The organism is Marinomonas foliarum, assembly GCF_016906065.1.
GTDB lineage: Bacteria > Pseudomonadota > Gammaproteobacteria > Pseudomonadales > Marinomonadaceae > Marinomonas > Marinomonas foliarum.
This window is the reverse complement of record NZ_CP070273.1, coordinates 2942111-2963655: the sequence shown is the minus strand read 5'-3', so window position 1 is coordinate 2963655 and position 21545 is coordinate 2942111. Positions and strand designations below refer to the sequence as shown.

At 41.5% G+C, this 21545-nt stretch carries 15 protein-coding genes and 2 pseudogenes; all 17 read right to left on the bottom strand.

Going from position 1 to position 21545, the window contains the following annotated elements:
* Positions 1–2: 2 nt before the first annotated feature.
* Complete coding sequence (locus JSY38_RS13740; RefSeq protein ID WP_205113628.1) at positions 3–2111, bottom strand: motility associated factor glycosyltransferase family protein; 2109 nt, start codon at positions 2109–2111, stop codon at positions 3–5.
* On the bottom strand, positions 2101–2397 hold the full coding sequence (locus tag JSY38_RS13735; protein WP_114411012.1) for a hypothetical protein: 297 nt from the start codon (positions 2395–2397) through the stop codon (positions 2101–2103). Before JSY38_RS13735 ends, JSY38_RS13740 begins: the two co-directional genes overlap by 11 nt.
* Positions 2390–2830 carry a flagellar export chaperone FliS gene (fliS, locus tag JSY38_RS13730; protein ID WP_114411011.1) on the bottom strand — a complete coding sequence of 147 codons (441 nt, stop codon included), beginning with the start codon at positions 2828–2830 and terminating at the stop codon, positions 2390–2392. Before fliS ends, JSY38_RS13735 begins: the two co-directional genes overlap by 8 nt.
* 40 nt (positions 2831–2870) lie before the next feature.
* Positions 2871–4226 carry a flagellar filament capping protein FliD gene (gene fliD / locus JSY38_RS13725; RefSeq protein ID WP_114411010.1) on the bottom strand — a complete coding sequence of 452 codons (1356 nt, stop codon included), beginning with the start codon at positions 4224–4226 and terminating at the stop codon, positions 2871–2873.
* A 40-nt stretch (positions 4227–4266) separates the two neighbouring features.
* Complete coding sequence (locus JSY38_RS13720) at positions 4267–4692, bottom strand: flagellar protein FlaG (protein ID WP_114411009.1); 426 nt, start codon at positions 4690–4692, stop codon at positions 4267–4269.
* A 67-nt stretch (positions 4693–4759) separates the two neighbouring features.
* Positions 4760–5860 carry a flagellin N-terminal helical domain-containing protein gene (locus JSY38_RS18625; RefSeq protein WP_205113626.1) on the bottom strand — a complete coding sequence of 367 codons (1101 nt, stop codon included), beginning with the start codon at positions 5858–5860 and terminating at the stop codon, positions 4760–4762.
* Between the two features lie 2513 nt (positions 5861–8373).
* Positions 8374–8649, bottom strand: a pseudogene (locus tag JSY38_RS18520) (flagellin); the annotation flags it as partial.
* Positions 8650–9230: 581 nt separating this feature from the next.
* A pseudogene (locus tag JSY38_RS13705) lies at positions 9231–9711 on the bottom strand (flagellin N-terminal helical domain-containing protein); the annotation flags it as partial.
* A gap of 343 nt (positions 9712–10054) precedes the next feature.
* Complete coding sequence (locus JSY38_RS13700; RefSeq protein ID WP_205113624.1) at positions 10055–11593, bottom strand: HD-GYP domain-containing protein; 1539 nt, start codon at positions 11591–11593, stop codon at positions 10055–10057.
* Positions 11594–11616: 23 nt separating this feature from the next.
* Positions 11617–12924, bottom strand: a complete 1308-nt coding sequence (gene flgL / locus JSY38_RS13695) for a flagellar hook-associated protein FlgL (RefSeq protein ID WP_114411005.1) — start codon at positions 12922–12924, stop codon at positions 11617–11619.
* Between the two features lie 4 nt (positions 12925–12928).
* Positions 12929–14905 carry a flagellar hook-associated protein FlgK gene (gene flgK / locus JSY38_RS13690; RefSeq protein ID WP_205113623.1) on the bottom strand — a complete coding sequence of 659 codons (1977 nt, stop codon included), beginning with the start codon at positions 14903–14905 and terminating at the stop codon, positions 12929–12931.
* 240 nt (positions 14906–15145) lie between these two features.
* Positions 15146–16126, bottom strand: a complete 981-nt coding sequence (flgJ, locus tag JSY38_RS13685) for a flagellar assembly peptidoglycan hydrolase FlgJ (RefSeq protein ID WP_205116828.1) — start codon at positions 16124–16126, stop codon at positions 15146–15148.
* 8 nt (positions 16127–16134) lie between these two features.
* The gene (locus JSY38_RS13680) at positions 16135–17214 is read right to left on the bottom strand and encodes a flagellar basal body P-ring protein FlgI (protein WP_114411003.1); all 1080 of its coding nucleotides are present in this window, start codon (positions 17212–17214) and stop codon (positions 16135–16137) included.
* A gap of 49 nt (positions 17215–17263) precedes the next feature.
* The gene (locus JSY38_RS13675) at positions 17264–18109 is read right to left on the bottom strand and encodes a flagellar basal body L-ring protein FlgH (protein WP_114411002.1); all 846 of its coding nucleotides are present in this window, start codon (positions 18107–18109) and stop codon (positions 17264–17266) included.
* 13 nt (positions 18110–18122) lie between these two features.
* Positions 18123–18908, bottom strand: coding sequence for a flagellar basal-body rod protein FlgG (gene flgG, locus JSY38_RS13670; protein ID WP_114411001.1), 786 nt, complete (start codon positions 18906–18908; stop codon positions 18123–18125).
* A gap of 41 nt (positions 18909–18949) precedes the next feature.
* Positions 18950–19693 carry a flagellar basal-body rod protein FlgF gene (gene flgF, locus JSY38_RS13665; protein ID WP_114411000.1) on the bottom strand — a complete coding sequence of 248 codons (744 nt, stop codon included), beginning with the start codon at positions 19691–19693 and terminating at the stop codon, positions 18950–18952.
* 152 nt (positions 19694–19845) lie between these two features.
* Complete coding sequence (locus JSY38_RS13660; protein ID WP_114410999.1) at positions 19846–21543, bottom strand: flagellar hook-basal body complex protein; 1698 nt, start codon at positions 21541–21543, stop codon at positions 19846–19848.
* Positions 21544–21545 lie beyond the last annotated feature (2 nt).

Below are 21545 nucleotides of genomic sequence, written 5' to 3'. Positions count from 1 at the left end.
AATTAACCATTATAAAAAGTAATTAGGTGATCGTTGCCTTGATCCACATACTCTGATGCTTGCTGGAGCATGCTTGGCATTTCATCCAGGAACTCACACCAAGGCGTAAATAAATGACGGGCACGAGCGACAGTTTCAGCTTCGTCTTCAAACTTAAATAGGAACTGTACAATCAAGAAAGCTGAATAGGTAAAAGATCCAATCAAAAGGTCGTGAATATGTCGATAAACACTGCCTCTCAAGAAATAAATTTCTCGATGATATGACCAAAGTAAGTTACAGACGTCTTCTCGCGTTTTGATACTTTCATCCCAACCCTGCTGGAGAGTCCGGCTTATTTTTTGAAAATCCACTACAGAAAGAAGTTGGTCTGGTGTTTGATGCAAAACAGCTTCGGGAGATTCTGTAAAGAAGGCCTCTTCTAGTAAATCGATCACTCGTTGCTGCTCGATAACAGGGTCGGTAATCAGAACATCATCAATAGAAAGTGGAGTCACACCTTCTATTTTAGCGCCATCAGATAAATTGAAACTTTCAAAATTTCTACGTTTATTTAAAGAACGTATCAGAGATTCAAGCTGAACTCTCGATGTATCCATTATGCCAGTTGCATAAATTTTCCCACCGAAGTTCCCCTCACGCTCAACCAATTTAGCTTCCTGAAACGTTTGAAAGCCGGTTTCTTTGCCATCTTTATAGTAACCACTGTGTACTGAATGGTGAGTTCCTTTGTCTTTGAAGCCATTATCGACCCCCATAAAATACACATTATTAAAGCCAAATAAGTGGACGTAAGATAAAGCCAAATTGGCAACAATGGGATTACAGTAATTCAGTTGCACATAGTTCTTATCATCACCATTGGCACGAGCATGAGAAAGAATAAGTGACGTGATTGCCTCACCCGGCTTCATACCCATTCCAGAACGATCAAAATAATCAAAATACTCTGGATGCATAACATTAACACTGAGTCCCCAAATTCCTTTTAGGTACTCTTTATCTAAAAACAAAAACTTATCGACGGTCTGTTTCATTCTTTCAATGTCGACGTGAATATCAGGGGTAATACCCAGTTTACTTAAGGTATTAATAGTAGAGCCACATGAGATCAATAATACTTGATCACGAATTTCTTTGATCAGCTCAACCCCTTGATCTAACGATGGGCCGTTACCAAGAATAAACACAGGGACATTAGTAACCCATTTAGGCAATACATCACGCCCTTGAAAGTGTGCTACTTTGGTTTTTGGCAGTGACCTGAGCCCCTGTGCGATACCAATCAGGGCATCATCGAAGAACCCCCACCCCATAACTTGGCGCGCATAGTGCTTTTTGAAATAATCAAATACTTTGTTGTTTTCAGGACTAGAATAGCCCATATAAAGGTAGGTTTCAGGAGCCAAGAAGTAGCCATTCTCTTGTAACTGTACAAGGTAAGTATCAGTAAATTCGTCCGGCTGTATCCCTAAAAAGAAATGCACAGTACGGCCATCTTTGTTAAAGGTATCTAAGATGTTTTCCCAATCTATGGCAAATAAAGAATAGTGGAAAAAATCCAAGTCACTTTCATAGAGGTAAAGGTGTTTAATTTCTCTTTGCTGTAACAATAGCTCAAGCTGATAACCAAACTCCAACCCAAACACAATGGCAGCCCCCACAAACTGAGGCCACTCTTTTTGTTCCTTCAGACCTTCTGATTGATTCTCAATTTCGTCAAGAATTTTGTTACTGTAGAACACATGACGACTGTCGTTGTTAGTAGAACGCTCTAAATTGAGAAGTGTTTTTGTGGGGTGAGAAAGAGCATGATGGATTTTTTCTTGGGCTTGGGTTCGCGGGTCTGTTGAAAACAAAGGACAACCAATATCTTCCCTAAAAATATTTAGGTCACCTGACTCTTCCATATAGATAAAGCGTTTCTTTGGTACATAGCCTTGTAACTCTTCATATATATGGGGCATAACCTGAGAAAAAACGGTCATGTTTTTTACATAACGCTCTGTCAATTCTTGATCTCTTTCTTTTAGCCTTTCAGCGCCCATTTTGAAAGAATCAAGAAATGCTTCCGCATGCTCAAGGTTAGAAAAAGGGTCTTTATTCTGCATGCTTTACGCCTTTGTATTTACTAACACTCTTACGAACTTTTATCGATTGATAGAGTTGGCCTTGTACAGTTTGATGAGTGTTTTTTACCAAAAGAGTTGCTGATTGATGGATATCAATGAAGGATTTTAATTGCTGATTGGCTGTAGAGTTTTTTTTTTCAGGTTGGATAGAAAAAATAAAATCATTGTTTTCCGAACACAATCGTTGAATTTCATCAACATTTTCCGACAATACAGCTTGTTTTAAGTCTTCAGTTAACTTGGTCAGCCGCACCAGATCAAGCATTCACAGCCCCAGCTCGAATCTCACTTTCACGGTTATATGCATCTTGCTTATCCGCTTCAGATATTTGATCCCAAGCACCTTTGATCTGCAAAAGAAGAGCAATAACTTGGTCTATGATAGCGCAATCTTTAGACACACTCGCTTCATTTATACGCACCGTCATGTAGTCATACAACCCTTCCAAATTATCCACTAATTCAGGGTTTGCATCTCTATCTAACGAATCTCTCAAAGCGTTAATGATTTCTATTGCTCGAGTAAAAGCTGCCGCTTTGCCTGCCCAGTCAGCTCGTTCAATACAACCCTTACCAAGGGCCAATCTTTCGATTGCACCTTGCAGTAGAAGCTGAATAACTCGATGAGGATCTGCCGAGGCTAAATCGGATTTAATCGAGTCCTTTTTATAGGCCTGAATCCCTTTTTTCCCGTACATAAAGCAACCTCAATAAATTTACTAATTTTTCAAGCTAAAATTATAGCTGGTTTAACATCGAATTCAGATAGTTACCTTGAGCATTCATATTAGCAAGCTGTGTATCTAAATTCGTGAATTTGCTGCGTAAAGACGCCTCATATTTGGCCATCCGATCTTCATAGTCAGTAAGTGACTCTTCAGTGCTGCCAATTGATTTTGATACAGAATCCTTAAGAGTGCTATTCATCCCCCTTGGACCTGCATAACTTTCTAACAATGAATCAAGTGAGGTTGCTAAGCCATTTTTACCAGTAAACAGTGACGCTACGGCATCAAAGTTTGTTTCGGCGGCTTTATTAAACTTATCACTATCATAAGATAATGTTCCGTTGTCTTGGAACTCTACCCCTACGTCAAAAATGGAAGTAAAAGGGCTACCTACTTCAGCGTAATTGGACATTAAATTACTCGCTAAAGATGAGCTCAAGTTACGTATCATGCTATTACCGTTTAATACGGCACCCTTAGCTGTACTTTGCTTAAATACTGCGATCAGCTCATTATAAGAACTAACAAAGCCTTGAATAGTATTCTCTACTTCTTCTTTATTATAGCTAACTTCAACCTTTTCAGGTTCTGCAGAGACATCCAACGCTTTGATATTTAAGCCGGCAATCGCACTATCAAAATCATTAGAGTCGCTGCGTACTTTAATACCATCAACCGTTATCATGGCGTCTTGCGCCTCACCACCAACAGGAACACTTAAGCCTGGGAAAAAACCACCAATGCCTACACTGTCTAATGTTAAGTTACTACTATCAATTTTTAAGGTATTTCCAGCGCCGGTTTTGGTTGAAGTAATAGTGAAAAACATATGCCCATCACCATCATCAACTAAATTAGCAGATACACCAAAGTCTTTTCCTTCGGCATTTATCTGTTCACGAAGCTGTGACAAAGTAGTGTCTGGCTTTACATCTAAAACAAGTTTTTGATCACCCGCAGTTAATCTAAGCTCGCCGCCTGAAGAGGTTACTTTTTCATCTCTAGAGGTAAAGGATGTGATATCAGAAACAAGACGACTGCCTTTAGCTAGCTGATCAACCTGAATAGAATATTTATCGGTGGAAGCGGTTTTGTCTGCGACAACAGAAAATGACTGTTTGCCATCCGTGTCTTCTATGGAAGCATTACGACCAGAAAAAAGGTCGGCATTATTCAAAGTGCTTACAAATGTTTTGAAGTTATCAATTGCGGAGCCAACTGAACCGAGAGCAGAAAGTTCCGCCTCATATCCAGCGAGTTTGTCTTGATACAACTTTACTTTTGTATCTCTTCTTGCGCTCACCATATCACTTACTAGGGATTCAAGATCTAGTCCAGACCCAGCACCTAATGAGCCAATAGCCATAGCAACTCCCCAAGTTTACAACATAACATTTATAACAAAATCACACTTCACTATTCACTAATGTACCTTTTACGTCACTTAGCTGATTCATGATAGCATCAATTCTTTCTGACATCTTCAGGAACTCTTCTGTGGGCATTTGACGCACCACGTCCCCTGTCGTTTGGTCTAACACTTTAACAATATTATTCTTGCGATCTTCAGTCATTTCAAACGATAAATGAACATTCAATTGAGACATTTTAATATTCGCATTCTCAATCTGTTTAGGATCTACGCTAGGAGAGTTTGAAGACCCCTGACTATTGCTACTATTAGCATCCGCTCTGTTACTATCGGCTGAATTCTGTATTACTTTAGCATTTGCTTCACGCAATGCTCTAAATTGTTCATCCGCTCGCTGATCCTGCCTAGTTGTCACCACTCCCATAGACTGTTTTGAAAAATCACTGGAATTAATTGACATATCATTAACCCTCTAAATGAAACAAAAGCTGGAACAAAGTCCCAGCTTTTCGTTAACACTAATAATTTTAGCCCAAAAGAGACAAAGCAGTTTGTGGACGTTGGTTCGCTTGAGCCAATATAGATGAACTTGCTTGCTGTAGAATCTGAGAACTTGTTAGTTTAGCAGTTTCTTCAGCGAAGTCAGCATCACGTACACGAGAACGTGCAGCAGATACGTTTTCAGAGATATTACTCAAGTTACTGATACTAGAACCTAGACGGTTTTGAATCGCACCCAACTCAGCACGCTTAGAACCTACAGCAGAAATCATATTATCCAAAATAGAGATCATGCTTTGCGCATTTTGAATAGATGTAACCGATGGAGAACCAAAACCTTGCTCAGTGTCACCAAAGCTACTTGAACGGCTCGCTGGTGGCTGTGGCATTGCTGGCGCATTTGGGTCCACATAAACTTCACCACGCTCTTCAGCAGCAGCAATCGCTTCTAATTCTGGGTCTTCATAATCATCGCCGTTAGCTTCAGCTTCAGCTCTTGCTTGTGCTTTTGCCGCATCTTTCTGTACGAAGTAATCATTATAAGCAGCAACTTCTTCTTGGTATTTAGCTTCTTCAGCCGCATTAGAAGACAGACCAGCCATAGTGAAACCGCCGTTACTTGCGTAATCCTGATTTTCACCTGCACTCAAATCAAAACTAATTGTTTGGTTCGCATCTGCACCAACTTGGTAAACACCATCATAAGAACCGTCAAGTAAGCTACGACCACCGAAAGTAGTATCAGAAGCGATACGGTCAATCTCTGTAGATAGCGCCGTAATCTCTTGCTGTAGTGCTTTACGGTCTGCGTCAGAGTTAGAGCCGTTGGCAGACTGAATAGACAGTGTACGCATACGTTGCAACATGTTTGTTGTTTCGTCCAACGCACCCTCAGCAGTTTGAGCTACAGAGATACCATCGTTGGCGTTACGGACCGCCTGATTCAAACCATTAACCTGAGAAGTTAATCGGTTAGAAACCTGCAAACCTGCGGCATCATCTGCTGCACTATTGATACGCAAACCAGAAGATAGACGCTGAAAGGACGTATCTAAAGTTTTGCCTGAGTTCATCAACTGACGCTGTGCGCTTAAAGATGAAGTATTCGTATTAACGTATAGAGCCATTATAGCCTCCTAGGTTTCATTAAACTCCGCAAAAAAGCAGATCGTATAAGGTTTTCGACAATTAATTGAAAACCTTTAGTCAATTTCGGAATATTTTTTCCTCGAAGTGGAAAAAAACATCCCATGAAGCGGCAAATTAATGCCTAACTAATTGTTTTAACTGAATTAAAAAACAATTAAATTTTTTTGCGCTTTCCTTCTAAAGTGTGTGTTTTATGAACAAAAAGTCTAAAAAAACCACTCCAAGCGCCTTATAATGCTGAGTCTTGGCAGAATACTGACATTCAATACACCCATTCCCCCAACAACACCCAAATAGCACCAATACAATGCGTTGCCACTAAGGCAACAAACACTTAAAAAACAGACGCTGCGTTGCCACAAATCGGCTGACCACAGCCGCAGTCGGAGCCACATTGCCTCCACAAACAAGTAGCAACAAGACAGTTATCAAAAACATAAAACCAAACTGCATCTGCAAGTGAACACATGACTCACTTAAACGCCTCCAAACAAAGAGGCCGACACACATCACTAATAAAGCGTTTCTAGCTCTCAAAGACTGACTCAAAATAAAGACGCAGTTGTGCCAATAAACAATCCAATCTTTTTTCGAGCATGCGTAAGCACAAACAAACAAGGCCAGTGGCCAAATAATTTAAAACGCTAACTGTCATATTTACTCTAGGCACAAGCACCCTCCTCGAAAATCAATTCGACACAGCAAAACCCCAGCAATGTGTTTTTATTGCAGTCTCCCCCCCTCTCTTTCGTTCGATGCAAGCTATTCTTAGGTGCAACACAAACCCGCTCGCCACACCCAAAATAAAGACGCAACTGTGCCACTAGAAAACGGGATTTCTTTTCAAACAGGCGTACGCAAAGAGAAACAAATTTAGTAGCAATACAACCCCAAACGTTAATATCTAAGAACAGCAACAAATTCAAATAGACTCACCTCAACAACCGCTTCGATACAGAGAAATCCCAGCAATGCTTCTTTTTGCATCAGCCATTTTCAACTAACTAAAGCGCTGCAAGCTTCTTCTGCAGTCAAAATAAAGACGCAACTGTGCCACTAGAAAACGGGATTTCTTTTCAAACAGGCGTTCGCAAAGAGAAACAAATTTAGTAGCAATACAACCCCAAACGTTAATCACCAAGAACAGCAATAAATTCAAATAGACTCACCTCAACAACCGCTTCGATACAGAGAAATCCCAGCAATGCTTCTTTTTGCATCAGCCATTTTCAACTAACTAAAGCACCTTTTAACTGACACACTCCACGTCACCAAGCGCTGCAAGCTTCTTCTGCAATCAAAATAAAGACGCAACTGTGCCACTAAATAACCCAAAAAATTTTCAGCTACGCGCAAGCGAAGCGAAGCGAATAAACATCAACTCGAAACGATTGCGATCAAAAGCAGCTCTCAGCACACATACGACTTCCTAAGAAATCAATTCGACACAACCAAGCCTCGCAGCAATAACTCCACCCGGCCACTTTCAATTTAAGAAGTCTTTTTTCAAAGGACACAGCTCATCAGCCAGAGTAATACGGAGCTAACCGCTACTCTTATCCCCTCGGCACTTAAAATAAAGACACAACTGTGTCGTATAAAATGACGCTTCAAATTACATCCTCACAGGCAAGCCCTATATGACAGAGCTAACTATCCGATAATCAACACCTCTGCGGATCAAATAAAACGACCAACGCTTTCAACAAATTAAAACCAACCAACTACCTCACTTTTATCGCTGTGCATTACTGGCACCACAAATCTATAAATTTCACTCACCAAACGACTTCATCACTCTCATGTAGTACTTCTACCTAACGAACAAGATGAAGACATAGCTATACACATGAGAATCGAGCCCTGCTCTTGAAGATTGAGTTGCCCTACATTCTTTTTTACTTGTACACAGAGATGCCGTAAGAAAATTAGGCTTTTGAAACAGCCCCAAAAGGCACAACTCACCATTTAAAAGCGCCAATATCTTCAGCAAAACCAAACTCATCAGAGCAGCACCTTACTTTTAAAAATCGAATACCTCTCACACCAGGGCATCGCTCTCACTGTGTCACTAGCAAAGCAAGCTTCAGAAGGAAGCCATCATCATTTAATTAATGACCTCATCGCTCACTTGGTAGCGTTCATTTTCCAAAAACATCAAAATCAAACAGCCTCTCAACAACTCATAAAGCAGTAGTCAAAATCCACCACCCACTAGAAGCCCATCTCACAGCTGCTCTCTACCAAGAAGAAACCAAAACAAGCCCCTCTAATTTGCAAGAAAACACCTACGGCATAAGCCTAGAACCCTCTCCAAAAGCCGAAAAAACACTATCAATCAGCATTATTTAGGCAAAAAAAAGCCGGGTGAAAATTCACCCGGCTGAAAAGGCACCTCTAGGAGAGAGAAGTAGCCTATATTCCGAGAAGATCTCGAATTTTTTCTAACCGAAGTCGCTTTTTTATACGAGCTTCAGCCGCGTTCAACCACTTACGATCCTAGTAACTGCAATGCAGCCTGTGGTCTTTGATTTGCTTGAGCAAGGATAGTAGAACTCGCTTGCTGAATAATTTGAGAGCTTGTCAATGAAGCTGTTTCAGCTGCATAATCAGCATCTCTTACACGAGATCGGGCTGCCGCAACGTTTTCAGAGATGCTAGACAAGTTATTCACAGTAGAACTAAAACGGTTCTGTACTGCACCTAGCTCCGCTCGTTTGGAGTCAACCGCTTGAATCATGGTATCCAACATAGCGATCATACTTTGCGAGTTCTTAATATCTGTAATAGACACTGATTCTGCAGTAATTAACGGCTGACCGTATTTTTTCTCTGCCTCGATATAGGTACCATCAGGCTGAGTTACTGCTCCATCTGGGTGATTAATTGTCCCATCTGGGTGAACCATAGAACCGTCCGGCTGCATAACTCGTCCATCAGGATACGAGATACTGCCATCTAAGCCTGTCGTAGTTCCATCAGCATTTAAAATTGTGCCGTCTTCGTTAACAACATCTTCTCTAATGGAGCCATCTTCATTAATAGGCGTGCCATTTTCATCAATCAACACTCCATTTTCATTGATCGGACGGTCTTCTTCGTCAATAAGAACATCGTTCTCATTAACTCGCAGCCCGTCTTCATTGATCAACTCACCTTCTTCATTAATTAGGTGCCCTTGATCGTTAACAGCATCACCATATTGGTTAACAAAGCCGCCTTCTTCAGTAGCAATAACCTGTATCGGCTCTTCTTCTGGCTCAACATAAGCAACACCTGAAGTCAGGCCAGAAATAGTAAAGCCACCATTACCTGCCAAGTTGATGGAATTATTGATTCCACCAAACTCCATTGAAAAGCTAATCGTCTGATTGGCATCAGCACCTACCTGGAAAATACCTTGGTATGACCCATCAAGAAGGTTTCGACCACCAAAAGTTGTGATATCAGCAATTCGGTTAATCTCTGACGCCAATTGCCCCATCTCTTGTTGCAAGGCAATACGGTCTTCGTCAGCATTCGAGCCGTTAGCGGACTGAATAGATAAAGTACGCATACGTTGAAGCATGCTTGTTGTTTCTTCCAAGGCACCTTCAGCAGTTTGAGCCAATGAAATACCATCGTTAGCATTTCGAACAGACTGGTTCAAACCATTAATTTGCGACGTCAAACGGTTGGATATTTGAAGACCCGCAGCATCATCACCCGCACTGTTAATACGAAGGCCTGATGACAATCTTTGGAACGCTGTATCCAGCACTTTACCGCTACTCGTAAGCTGACGCTGGGCGTTCAGCGATGACACATTTGTGTTTACATATAAAGCCATTTTCTTCTCTCCTAAGAATTTTGAAAATCAAGACAACCCTCTGATTTAATTAGTTTTTTGGGGTTTTTGTCTCTTAATAAAGTTATCGACACTAATAAGATAACCTTTAATTGTTTTTGCACTTTTTTTAGACTTTTTTTATTTTTTGTTCTGACAAATTAAGTGCTAGAACGGTTATCGAACAAAGCTCTGAGAACTTTAGAATAAAGGTAAAAATAACGAGGAAAACAGGGAATTTAAGAGGAAAAACTACGTAACGGCTTACAGATCACTTACTCTGTAAACCACGAGGAAAGGTGTATGAGGGGGAAAACTAGAAGAAGGGGTAACTTGTTACTATGATTTATGAAAGGTGATTGATAAATTGAAGTCCGAATGATTGTGGGTCAACATCTTTTTCAATCGTCACTTCTGTTCTTAGGTTTGCAGATTTATTCAGCTCAATATCTGAAGCCTCTACAAACGCCTTGTTCGTTACACTGTAAACCTGACGAACCAAGGAAGGTTGAAAAGATTTATTCAGTGTCAAAACAAACCCAACTCTTCCATTAGAAAGGGAAACACAGGAACCAACAGGGATTGAGCCTATACTATTTAAAAACACAGACAATAATTTTTGATCAAATGCCAAACCAGATTCTTTTTGCATTTGCCGATACGCTTTAATTGGTCCCATAGAATGCTTATGCGGTTGTTCAGAGGTCATTGCATCATAAGCATCGATTATCGCAGCAATTTTCCCATAAACAGAAATCTCCTGACCCTGTTTACCTTCAGGATAACCAGAGCCATCTATTTTTTCATGGTGATCGGACAACATTTGAAACACAGCCTTCGGCACACCTGCACACTTCTGTAAAATCTGCTCCCCGAACTGTATATGCTTACGGAATAAATCAAACTCTCCTTCCGTCATTTTTGTACTTTTTGTTACCATCGCCATCGGCAATTTAAAGCGCCCCAAATCAAACAATAAAGCGCCAAGAGAAATCACTTCAATGTATGCAGATGATAACTGTAACGCTTTCGCAAAATGAATGGCCAAAACAGCCATACCCATAGCATGCTGCTCTAAATATGTTGAGGGGTCTTTTATATGGCGTATTGCCATTAGGGAAAAATTATTACGAGTATGGGACTCTATCAGTCGACGACAAAGCTTCATCAACTCAAGCATTTCAAGCTGCTCACCACGCTTAAAGCGCTCCACTTGAGAAGACAATAAATTGTGGCCATCTTGAAATATCTTTAGTGCAGTAACAGTTTCAGTGTCAAACGAAGTCGGGATTAATTTATGATCAACCACGTCTTTTTTAGCTACTTCCACTTTTTTAACTTGCTGATCAGACTCTACAGAAGTATCAGTAATATTGTCGTCATTCGTCCCTTTTTTATCTTGGGACGACTTATAGCTAAGAATATAGTCTCTTGTATTGTCATTTAGCTCTTGCCTGAAATAGCGAAAAAGGCTTTTACCACGAGTATGCTTACTTCGTAGCTCTTTGGTATTTAAATCAGGGTTGAGCTTTCTAAGACTTACAACAGAGCGCCCACTAGCGATAGACATGCACAAGATGAGAAACCTCTCTTGTGCATCATATAAACGCTCACGTCGAGTATTCAAGAGTTTGTCATCAGAGAAGTACGGATCGTAAGGCAAAAATTCAGAGTCTAAGGTCGAGCGCAATACATCAAATGCAATTTGGCGCATGGCCACACCGACAATACGGTCTTTTTTACCATGCATCCCGATCAGACTCTTTACCCGTTTGCTCTCAACAACCTTGCTTTTAATTTCTAGGATAGTGAGTATTTCAAGTATATTAAAGTACCCGACATTAATATCAGCCCCAAAACAGGACTCCATTTTAAATGCTGACATTTTTTACCTTATACCTTAAAAAATTACATTTGGTTAAATAGAGACAAATTACTCATACGAGAAAAGACCTTCTGCGATGCAGTTAGCGCAGACTCTTTCATTGATAGCTCGGTTGCAGCCGCCCCCATATCCAACTCCCCTTCCCTACTTTGAGCAATCGTATTAGACAGCTGGTTGGCAGAACTATAATCCTCTCTGTCCTCAATCATATTTAGCCTTGCGCCGATTTCAGACCGCCCTTCGCCAATTCGCTGCTGAGCATTATTAATACTGTAGGTAGCACTAAAAAATGCAGCCTCTCGGTCACTATAGGTGCTGTTTTTGTCAGTCAACACAGCTAAGGAGCTTTTTATCTGGTTAAGCACGTTATCTTTTTCTGGCTTTTTAAGTGAAATATCAATAGAAGCACCTGGCTCCCCCTCTACAATAAAAGACATTCCAGCAAACGCAATCGGCTTACCCACACTATACTCACCAGATTCAACTATCTCACCATCACTATTTGTAACAGCATACTGGGCAGGCATTCCTGTAAATAGGTGATAATTATCTAACTCTTCTTTCGACTTACTACCTTTCCCATTTGGTCTTTCTGCGTCAACAGGCTTTTGATCCTCAGAATAGGAAGTCGTCAAATAATAGCGATTTGCTTTAGGGTTTTCAGGATCATAATTTTTAGCCATAAAAGTATCAAGATCAGCCTGATCCTGCACTTTGGATTTTAATAGCACATTACCTTCTGCAATTTTGGCGTTAAAAGATCTATTCGTCCAAATATCTTGAAAAAGCACTTTACCTGAATTAGTAACAGGAATTCTGATGTCCTCTGAAATCTGGGCAAATTTCTGCCCCTCATTACCAGACCAATGATAACGCCCATCACTCCCTAGAGTGAAGGCAGGACTTTGAGAGTCCGTACCTGCAAAAATATAACTGCCATCTGCACTCTTAGAATTCATAAGATCTGCCATTGATTCCGTTATCAAAGCAATCTCTTGGGCAATAGCATTTATATCAGCTTGAGTATTAATATCGTTCTGAGCCTGTATAAACAGAGTTCTAGCCGTATCTAAAAAGTCATTCATACTGTCTAAAGCAACTTCTTGATATTCCAAGTTTCCCTTGGCCATTTTCATCGCTTCGTCATATTGCTTTAGCGTTCGATTATTGCCGTCATAGAGCAAAATCTGGCTAGCTCCAACAGGGTCATCACTTGGCTTTAAGATATTAGTCTGCGAAGATATTTTACCCTGAACATCTAGGATTTTTTCATTCGCTTGGCTAATAGATCGGTTTGCTTGACCGTAAATTAAATTATTCGTTACACGCATAATCTTACCTCATGATCCCAAGCAAAGTTTCAAACGTTGTACGAGCGGCAGTCACCACTTGAGCAGAAGCGGAATAAGATTGTTGATATTTCAAAAGATTCACTGCCTCCTCATCAAGACTTACCGCGGACAATCGATCACGACGAGCAAGACTTTCATTTAACACTATCTCACTCGCGTCCGCGTGCCCTTCTATTTCTGCTGTTTTACTACCAACGTATGAAATGAAGCCAGAAAATGACTTCATCAAAGTATCTTCACCAGCCACTAGGGATTTATTTTGCAAATCAGCCAAAGCAAGACCATTAAAGTTATCAGATACACCTATGTTATCGGTACCAATAGAAAACTCATCACCTTTTTGAGGTTTCGATGAAACTGATACATCAAACCCCGCTTCATCAGAAAGCCCAGCTTGCTCAAGCAATTTAGTATACTGAGTCACATTACTCACTGAAGCAATCTCTACTCCAGATGCATCACGCACAACGTACGAGCTTGGAGAAGTAAAGTAAATTTGGTGCGGCGCGCTTGGATAAAGAGGCCCATCAGATGAAAAGGCCGATGTTTCAGGGTTTGTATTCATTATAGACGTCAATGAAATTCGAGCATCAGATAAATTACCAGAGCCTGTATTCACACTCAAAGGAGCACTCAAAGCAAGCGACTCACCATTTTTTGCAAATAGCGACAAACCAGCAGCAGCACCTTCCGTGGGTGTAAATCGAAATACATCGTTATCATCAATTGCACTAAGGTTATCAAGACGAATATCAATACCCAGTTCGTCTATTTTAACATAACCACCACTGTCCTTTGCTAAGGACAACGGATCAAAAATAATATTCTGTTCTGTTGCATTGCCCTTTTCATCGATTCTTTTGATAGAAAACCTATTATCATCCGTTCTGCTTAACTCAAAGGTCTCTTTCGTGATCTTAGCGGCTTCACCATCCGATACCTTGATAGAAATATCCTTAGTCTTGTGGATATTTTCCAATGATGAGTAAACCTCTATCTCTCCTAAAGAAAATAGATTTTTACCTACTAGACCATCGCCATCAATCCCTTTTTTATTCTGGGTATTCATGGCATCCGCTAAAGCAATAGCATGCTGACCTAAGGTTCTATCTGCATACACACTAAATTCAGATCTATAATCTACAAGACCACCGACACTTCCACCTAGACCTTGTGTTTTTAAAGCAACTTCGTAGTCACCAAAACTAACAACCAAATCAATTTTCTTTGGCTCCAATTGATTAGGCCTAACTTTGATTTCAGTCGGATTCTTGTCCATAACCAACGGCTGCCCATTCGCCAACTGAATTGTCATCAATCCTTTATCATTAAATTGAGCGTTAACATCTAGGTATTTGGAAAGATCCTTCGCCAATAATTCTTGTTGATCTCGGAGTTCATTAGCTGGCGAAATTGAAAGGCCTTCTTGCTTTAGGATCTGCTTATTCAAATTTGAAATTTTTGACGTGATAGCATTCACATCCTTCAAAGAAGATGAAAGCTGTGCATCAACCAACCCTTCTTGATCACTCACAACACCAGACAATACATGGTATTGCTGAACTAGATTCGCAAGACTTGAGTGTGCTAGCTGACGCAACGATGATGAAGTAGGGTCATTATTAACCGTCTGTAATGCATCAAAGGATTTATTGAGGTATGTGTTTAAAGAAATGCTATCTTCGGCCAACAAATTGTCGGAAGTCGATATCATCGAATGATAAGCATCGTAGTAAGAATGCGTCGAAGTATCCGTACGAACTTGCTTACTAACAAAATTATCGACAAGACGCGAGGTGTCACGAAGAACTACGCCTCCTACAGGCGAACTAGTGGTGTCGGTTCTTTGACGGCTATAGCCCTCAGTATCCACATTGGATGTGTTCTGCCCTGTCGTATTAATACGGGCATTACTAGACTGAAGTCCAGACAAACCAATTGAATATAAATTTGAGCCCATTGCTCACACCTCTAGTACGTTTTTCAAAAATAGCTATATTTCTAACCTAGCTCTAACAACTATAGATGCAAGAATTTTACCAACACTGAGATTTAAAGGGATTTAATTTCGAAATATTTTTTATGGAGGGAAGTTCAAATAACAAAAAACATTAAAGAAACAGATTTTAACGACAAAAACCTAACTTTTAGATGATTTTAGGCGAAATTAAAAACCATCGAGTGCATACTAAAAAGCGCCCTAAAGTCGCTTAAACCATTCACTAGAAAGGATACTATCAATTTTTTCAGCGTATTTAGGGTCAGTAGCATAGCCGCCTTTTTGCAAAGAAGCGGCAAACATTGACGCGTCATCCCCAGCCTCAATGGCATCTTTATACCGCTCACTAGAGGATAAAAAATTCGTATAATCTTCAAAGCTTTGCGAAAAAGAGTCGTAGGCACGAAACGCTGCTCTTTCACGTTTAGCAACACCATCACGAAACTCTAATGTACTAACCACAGCTCTATCACCCTGCCAACGATTATCAGCTTTGATGCCAAATAAATTAAAACTGGCAGCGCCGTCTTCTTTAGCAATTGGGTATTTACCCCAACCTGTTTCCAACGCTGCTTGCGCTAATATTGCCTTAGGGTTCACGCCTAGTTTTTCGGCTGCACGTTGGGCATGCGGCCAAAGATTATCAACAAATTCCTGCGGAGAACCAAACACCACAGAAAGAGCGGAAACAGAAGACTCTCCTACCGACTCACTCAGATTCTTTTGTTTGACTTCTTGCTGTACAGACTCAATAAATTCCGTCGAAGCGCGGTGTGCTAACGCTTGAATTCGAACTAAGTCCTGTTTTGCCACTTGATTCAGGAAGTCCGTATCACCACGCCGCTTTGCTTCAGGCGAACTGATGCGAGCCTGCTGCTGAGTTTGATACTGACGAATAAGCGCATCGGATAAACCAATACCGCCGGACTTAGCCATGCTCTGCGACATCTGAGAGTCCATCATCTCCTGATACTGCTTCGTCTGCGCACTGGAAAACAAACTACCACCGATTGCTTCATTAGTACTACGCATATTCTTTAGTAGCATATTAATGAAAATAGATTCAAACTGCTGAGCTACGTCTTTTAACGCGCCATCAGGGTCTTTTTGCGCCTTAGTCTTCAAATCAGTTAACGTCGAAAAATCGGCGAAAAAGTCTTGTTTAGGCGGCACCGAATTCATAACCAAAGCTATATCACCACTAAATCAGCATTAATCGCACCGGCCTGCTTTAAGCCTTCCAATATTGCCATAACATCACCAGGCGCTGCGCCAACCTGATTAACAGCACGCACAATATCATTCAATGACGCACCCGGATCAAAAACAAACATTCGCCCACTATCAGGCGCTATTTCAATACCCTCGCGTGGTGATAGTATCGTCTCTCCACCCGTTACCGTGCCATCTTGACCAACCACTGGAGGCACTTCTTGAATAGTCACAGTTAAACTACCATGAGTAATGGCTGCTGGTGAGACCTTAACATGCTGACCAATAATAATGGTTCCAGTACGCGAATTCACCACAATACGAGCTCGCTCTTCAGCTACTTCGACATCTAGGTTTTCAAGAATAGATAAATAGGTCACACGCTGACTTGGATCTCTCGGCGCCGACACACGAATAGACGTTGCGTCTAAAGTTGTTGCCACACCAGGTCCAAGGAGATCATTAATCTTATCTGATACTTGTTTAGCCGTTGTAAAATCTGGGCGATTCAAATTAAACGTTAAGGTGTCACCAGTATTAAAACTACTAGGCACGACGCGCTCAACACTAGCACCATTAGGAATGCGCCCAACAGTAGGCACGTTGACAGAGTTCCTTGAGCCATCAGCGCCTAATCCACCAACAACAAGGTTACCTTGTGCAATAGCATAAACAGCACCATCTGCCCCCTTCAATGTAGAAAGTAAAAGTGTACCACCACGCAATGCACTCGCATTACCAATCGATGAAGCTGTCACATCGATTTTTTGACCCGGTTTAGAAAAAGCTGGCAAAGTGGCCGTCAAAGAAACCGCGGCAACATTCTTAGACGTAGCATTCACACCATCCGGCAAGGTCACACCAAACCGAGACAACATACTCGCAAAGCTCTGATTGGTAAAAGCCGTACTATCACCCGTTCCATTAAGGCCGATTACCAAACCATAACCAAACAATTGGTTTTCTCGAACCCCCTGAACACTAGCAATGTCTTTCAGGCGCTCAGCCTGAACAGAAAACGATAAACAATATAAGACAATTAGCGCTATGTGCTTCATCACATCACCTATTTACGAGGAACCAGTCCCCTGCAGTTAGCTCATTAAATTAATATGGCATGTTGCTAGTATTAAGCAAACGACTCACCCAACCTTGTTCACTTCCAGCCGCAACATCACCTGTACCAGAATAGGTAATTCTTGCATCCGCCACACGTTCAGATTCAACCGTGTTTTCAGGGGAAATATCCTGTTTTCTAACCATACCTGAGAAACGAATATATTCATCACCTTGGTTCAAGCGCAGCCATTTTTCACCACGAACCGCCAACAAACCATTAGGATATGCCTGATATACAGTCACTGAAATCGTACCACTCAAGCTATTATTTTGGTTTGCAGAAGCATTACCACTAAAATCAGTTCCCTGCTGAGGCAGCGTTGTATCCACTCTCAACTCCTGACCAAGAACCGTTGGGTTTTCTATTGTCGCTGATGAAGATTTTGAAACCGTGGCCGCATTAGCCTTTGTAGATGTTGTTGTCTCGTTTAGATTGATGGTCAAAATATCACCAACCTTACTCGCTTTTTGATCCCCAAAAAATACATCCCCCATGCTCGCCTGATAAATACCACCCGTTGGGGCTTGAGAAGGCGTCATACCACTGGGATAAACTGGAGTATAATATGGATCATCAGATTGAATCGATTGGCTAATATTAGGACCATTTAAAGGGTCATTCGGATCAGGCACATAGCCAGCTCGAGCCTCTTCCGATGAAGATTCATCCTCATCATTTTCATCAGCTACAGCATCAATGACAGCTTCCGTTACGGCAGCCGCCGCTCCAGCTGCCGCCGCATTAGCTACCGCTTGCTGATTGACATCCCAAGTGAGACAACCAGACAAACTAACACTAAATAAAATTAATAAGGCAAATTTAATCTTCATCATTTTCCACATATTACTATAACTGCTGTATTGCGAAGCTCATCATGCCGTCTGCAGAGGCAATGACTTTTGAGTTCATTTCATAAGCTCGTTGTGTCGTAATCATATTAACAAGCTCTTCGATCGAGTTAACATTAGAAGCCTCAAGCATACCTTGAGCAATCGTTCCCAATGAATCTGTTCCAGGTACACCAACTAACGGCGGCCCACTCGCATTGGTTTCAGTAAATATATTCTGTCCCGCAGCATTTAATCCTGTAGGGTTAATAAACCCTGCAATATTGATAGCACCCACTTGCTGCGCATCTGTATCACCATTCTTACGTACAGAAACTATTCCATCTTCTGCGATCATGATCTCGATGGTATCTGGATCAATTTGAATACCAGGCTCCACAACCAAACCACCTGATGTTGATAGCTGACCTTGACTGTTCAACTGAAGACTGCCATCGCGAGTATAAGCAATCGTGCCATCAGGCTGTAGCACTTGTAAAAAGCCCTTACCCTGAATAGCAACATCAAGCTGACGATCGGTCATATTATAGTCGCCATTAGAAAAATCTTTTTGGGAAGCGCCAACTTTCACACCCGTACCCAATTGCAAGCCTGAAGGCAATTCGGCGTTTTGAGCACTTAACCCACCAGGTGCTCGAACAGTTTTATACATTAGATCCTCAAATACTGCTCTATCTTTCTTAAAAGCTGTGGTTGAAACGTTCGCCAAGTTGTTGGCCACAACGTTCAACTGCTTATCCATTGCACTCAAACCCGTTTTACTAACCCATAATGCCGAATTCATAAAAACCTCTTAATTCATTGATATGTGTTTAGCCATCATACTTATGATGTACGCTGTAATATTCTTGCCGAAGAGTCTGCATTATTTCGAATGGTATCCATCATTTTGACATTCATCTCAAAACGACGAGATAAATTCATGATGTGCGTCATTTCTTCCACAGCATTAACATTACTGCCTTCAATGAAACCGCTAACCAACTGAACATTAGGGTCTGCCTCATATTCCTGACCATCTCTGGTGTGGAGCAAACCATCTTCTTCTTTGCGTAAATTCTGTCTATCTGGATTGACCAACTTAATCTGGTTCAGCACTGCCACTTCATTATCAGCGCCACCTTGCGGAACAATAGAAATTGAACCATCCGCGGTAATATTAATGCTGTTCGCAGGCGGCAAAAAAATAGGCCCTCCCACCCCAGCAACAGGCAAACCTCGTCCGGTTACCAACTGGCCTGTCGCATTAATCTGAAAGTCTCCTGCACGGGTATATGCTTCTTGACCACTATCGTCATAGACAGCAATAAAACCATCACCGGATACAGCAACATCTAGATTTCGGCCAGTTTGTATCATATCGCCTTGCGTATAGCGTGTAGCTGGGTTTTCTGTCATCGCGTAAACACGGCTAGGATAGTAATCCCCATAGACCTGCATGGAGCGGGCTTGTTCAAAATCTGAGCGAAAGCCAGTCGTACTGACATTTGCAAGATTGTTAGCGTGAATAGTTTGCGCATTCATCGTTTGAACACCGCCACTCATTGCCAAATATAAAGCCTTATCCACTACGATTCTCCCAGAAAAAAATAACCACTAGACAATACACCCTTCAAAAAGCATACCAACTTATCAAAACCATAAAAAATCCCTTTATAAAAGGCAAAAAAAAGGCCAGAACAGCATTGCTGATCCGGCCTAAATCTTCTCTCTCCAGAAAATTAACGAAGGTTTATTATCGTCTGAGTCACAGTATTTTCTGTTTCTAATGTCTTACTGTTTGCTTGGTAATTACGCTGCGCCTCAATGAGCGCAACCAATTCAGACGTAAGGTCAACGTTAGATTCCTCTAACGCGCCACCTTGAATTCGTCCTAGCGTACCGCTATTAGGACGGCCAATGTCAGCTGGCCCAGAACCTTTACTTGCAAGCCATGCAGAATGGCCGTTAGGGACAAGTCCATCCGTACTATCAAATGTTGCCAGAGCAACTTGGCCAAGTGTTGCCGTTTGTTGGTTGGTATAAGTTGCCGTTAGCATGCCGTCATCATCGAATGAAACTCCCTGCAACTCACCTGCCGAGAATCCATCTTGTTCAAACGTATCTGTGTTCTCCAGCGCAAATTGAGTTGATCCAAACATATCCAACTCAACAACCTTACCGCGATTAGATGGGTCCAACCCTGTAATTTCTAAAGCAATAGGTTGCGCAATATCATAAGGAGCGATACCACGATATGTGCCCATCAAATTACCTGCAGCATCAAAACTAACAGTTGTATTTTCTTTCAAAAAACGAGTGTCATTACCAGTAAGCGGATCGGTATAACTCTCTTCACCATCCAAAGTGACGCGAAGTTCGTAATTATTGTCCTCGCCCTGTTTGATGAAGTAATACCCCATTGTATGAGCACCACCCAAAGAGTCGTATACCGTCCTTGTATTGCCATAGGTATACGATTCAACGCTTAAAGGATCGAATGCCTCACGGGCAACAGAGCTATTATTACGCACATCCCCAGGAGCAAGCGTGGCCGTAATCGCAACCCCACCTAAGGTACCATTAACCGTCACAGGGTTTTGAGTTAGAGCCGCGATATCTCCAGCCCCAGGCTCAGTCGCACCAATATATAGAAGCTGATTTGGCTGCTCTGGAGTACCGTCGCCATTATAATCGACACCACCTTCTGCTGTATTAAACGTAGCAAAAGTCTCTGCCAAGAAAGGAACACCAGCGTCATCAGTCATATTACCGTCTACTGTCGCATTAACTTTGTAAGTATTAGGCAACTCACTCTTAGAATAGTAATAGGTAACAACGTGCGTTTGACCGTTAGCATCAACAACACCTTGTGTCTGGGTATAATTATAGGAATCCGGATTCATTGGATCGAAGTCGGCACTAATAAATGGCGGCACATCCTTGCTGTCTGAATTCAAATTCACTTTTAATTCCATTGCGGATGTCGCTTCTGGAGCGATTCGGTCCGTAGGAATTTTCAAGTCTTCCAAATTCCCACCAACAACATCATCTACAGCGTTATAACCCTGAACATTACTTCCTGTATTTGTCACCAGAAAGCCATTCTCGTCCAGTTTGAAGTTACCCGCTCGTGTGTAAGACTGAGCCACACCCGCATCCAAAACAAAGAACCCAGTACCATCAACAGCCAGATCAAGGTTATTGTCTGTATAGGACAAGTTACCAGGAGCAAACTCTTGAGAAACCTTACTCACACTGACACCAGAACCAATACTGTTACCGCTACCAGCACCAAGAACACTTGTATTGTAGAGGTCATCAAACTCAATACGCGATTTTTTAAAGCCCGTCGTATCGGCGTTAGCAATGTTATTACCCGTAACACTTAAATAATCGGCAGACGCTTTAATGCCAGATAGTGCAGTATTGAATCCCATAA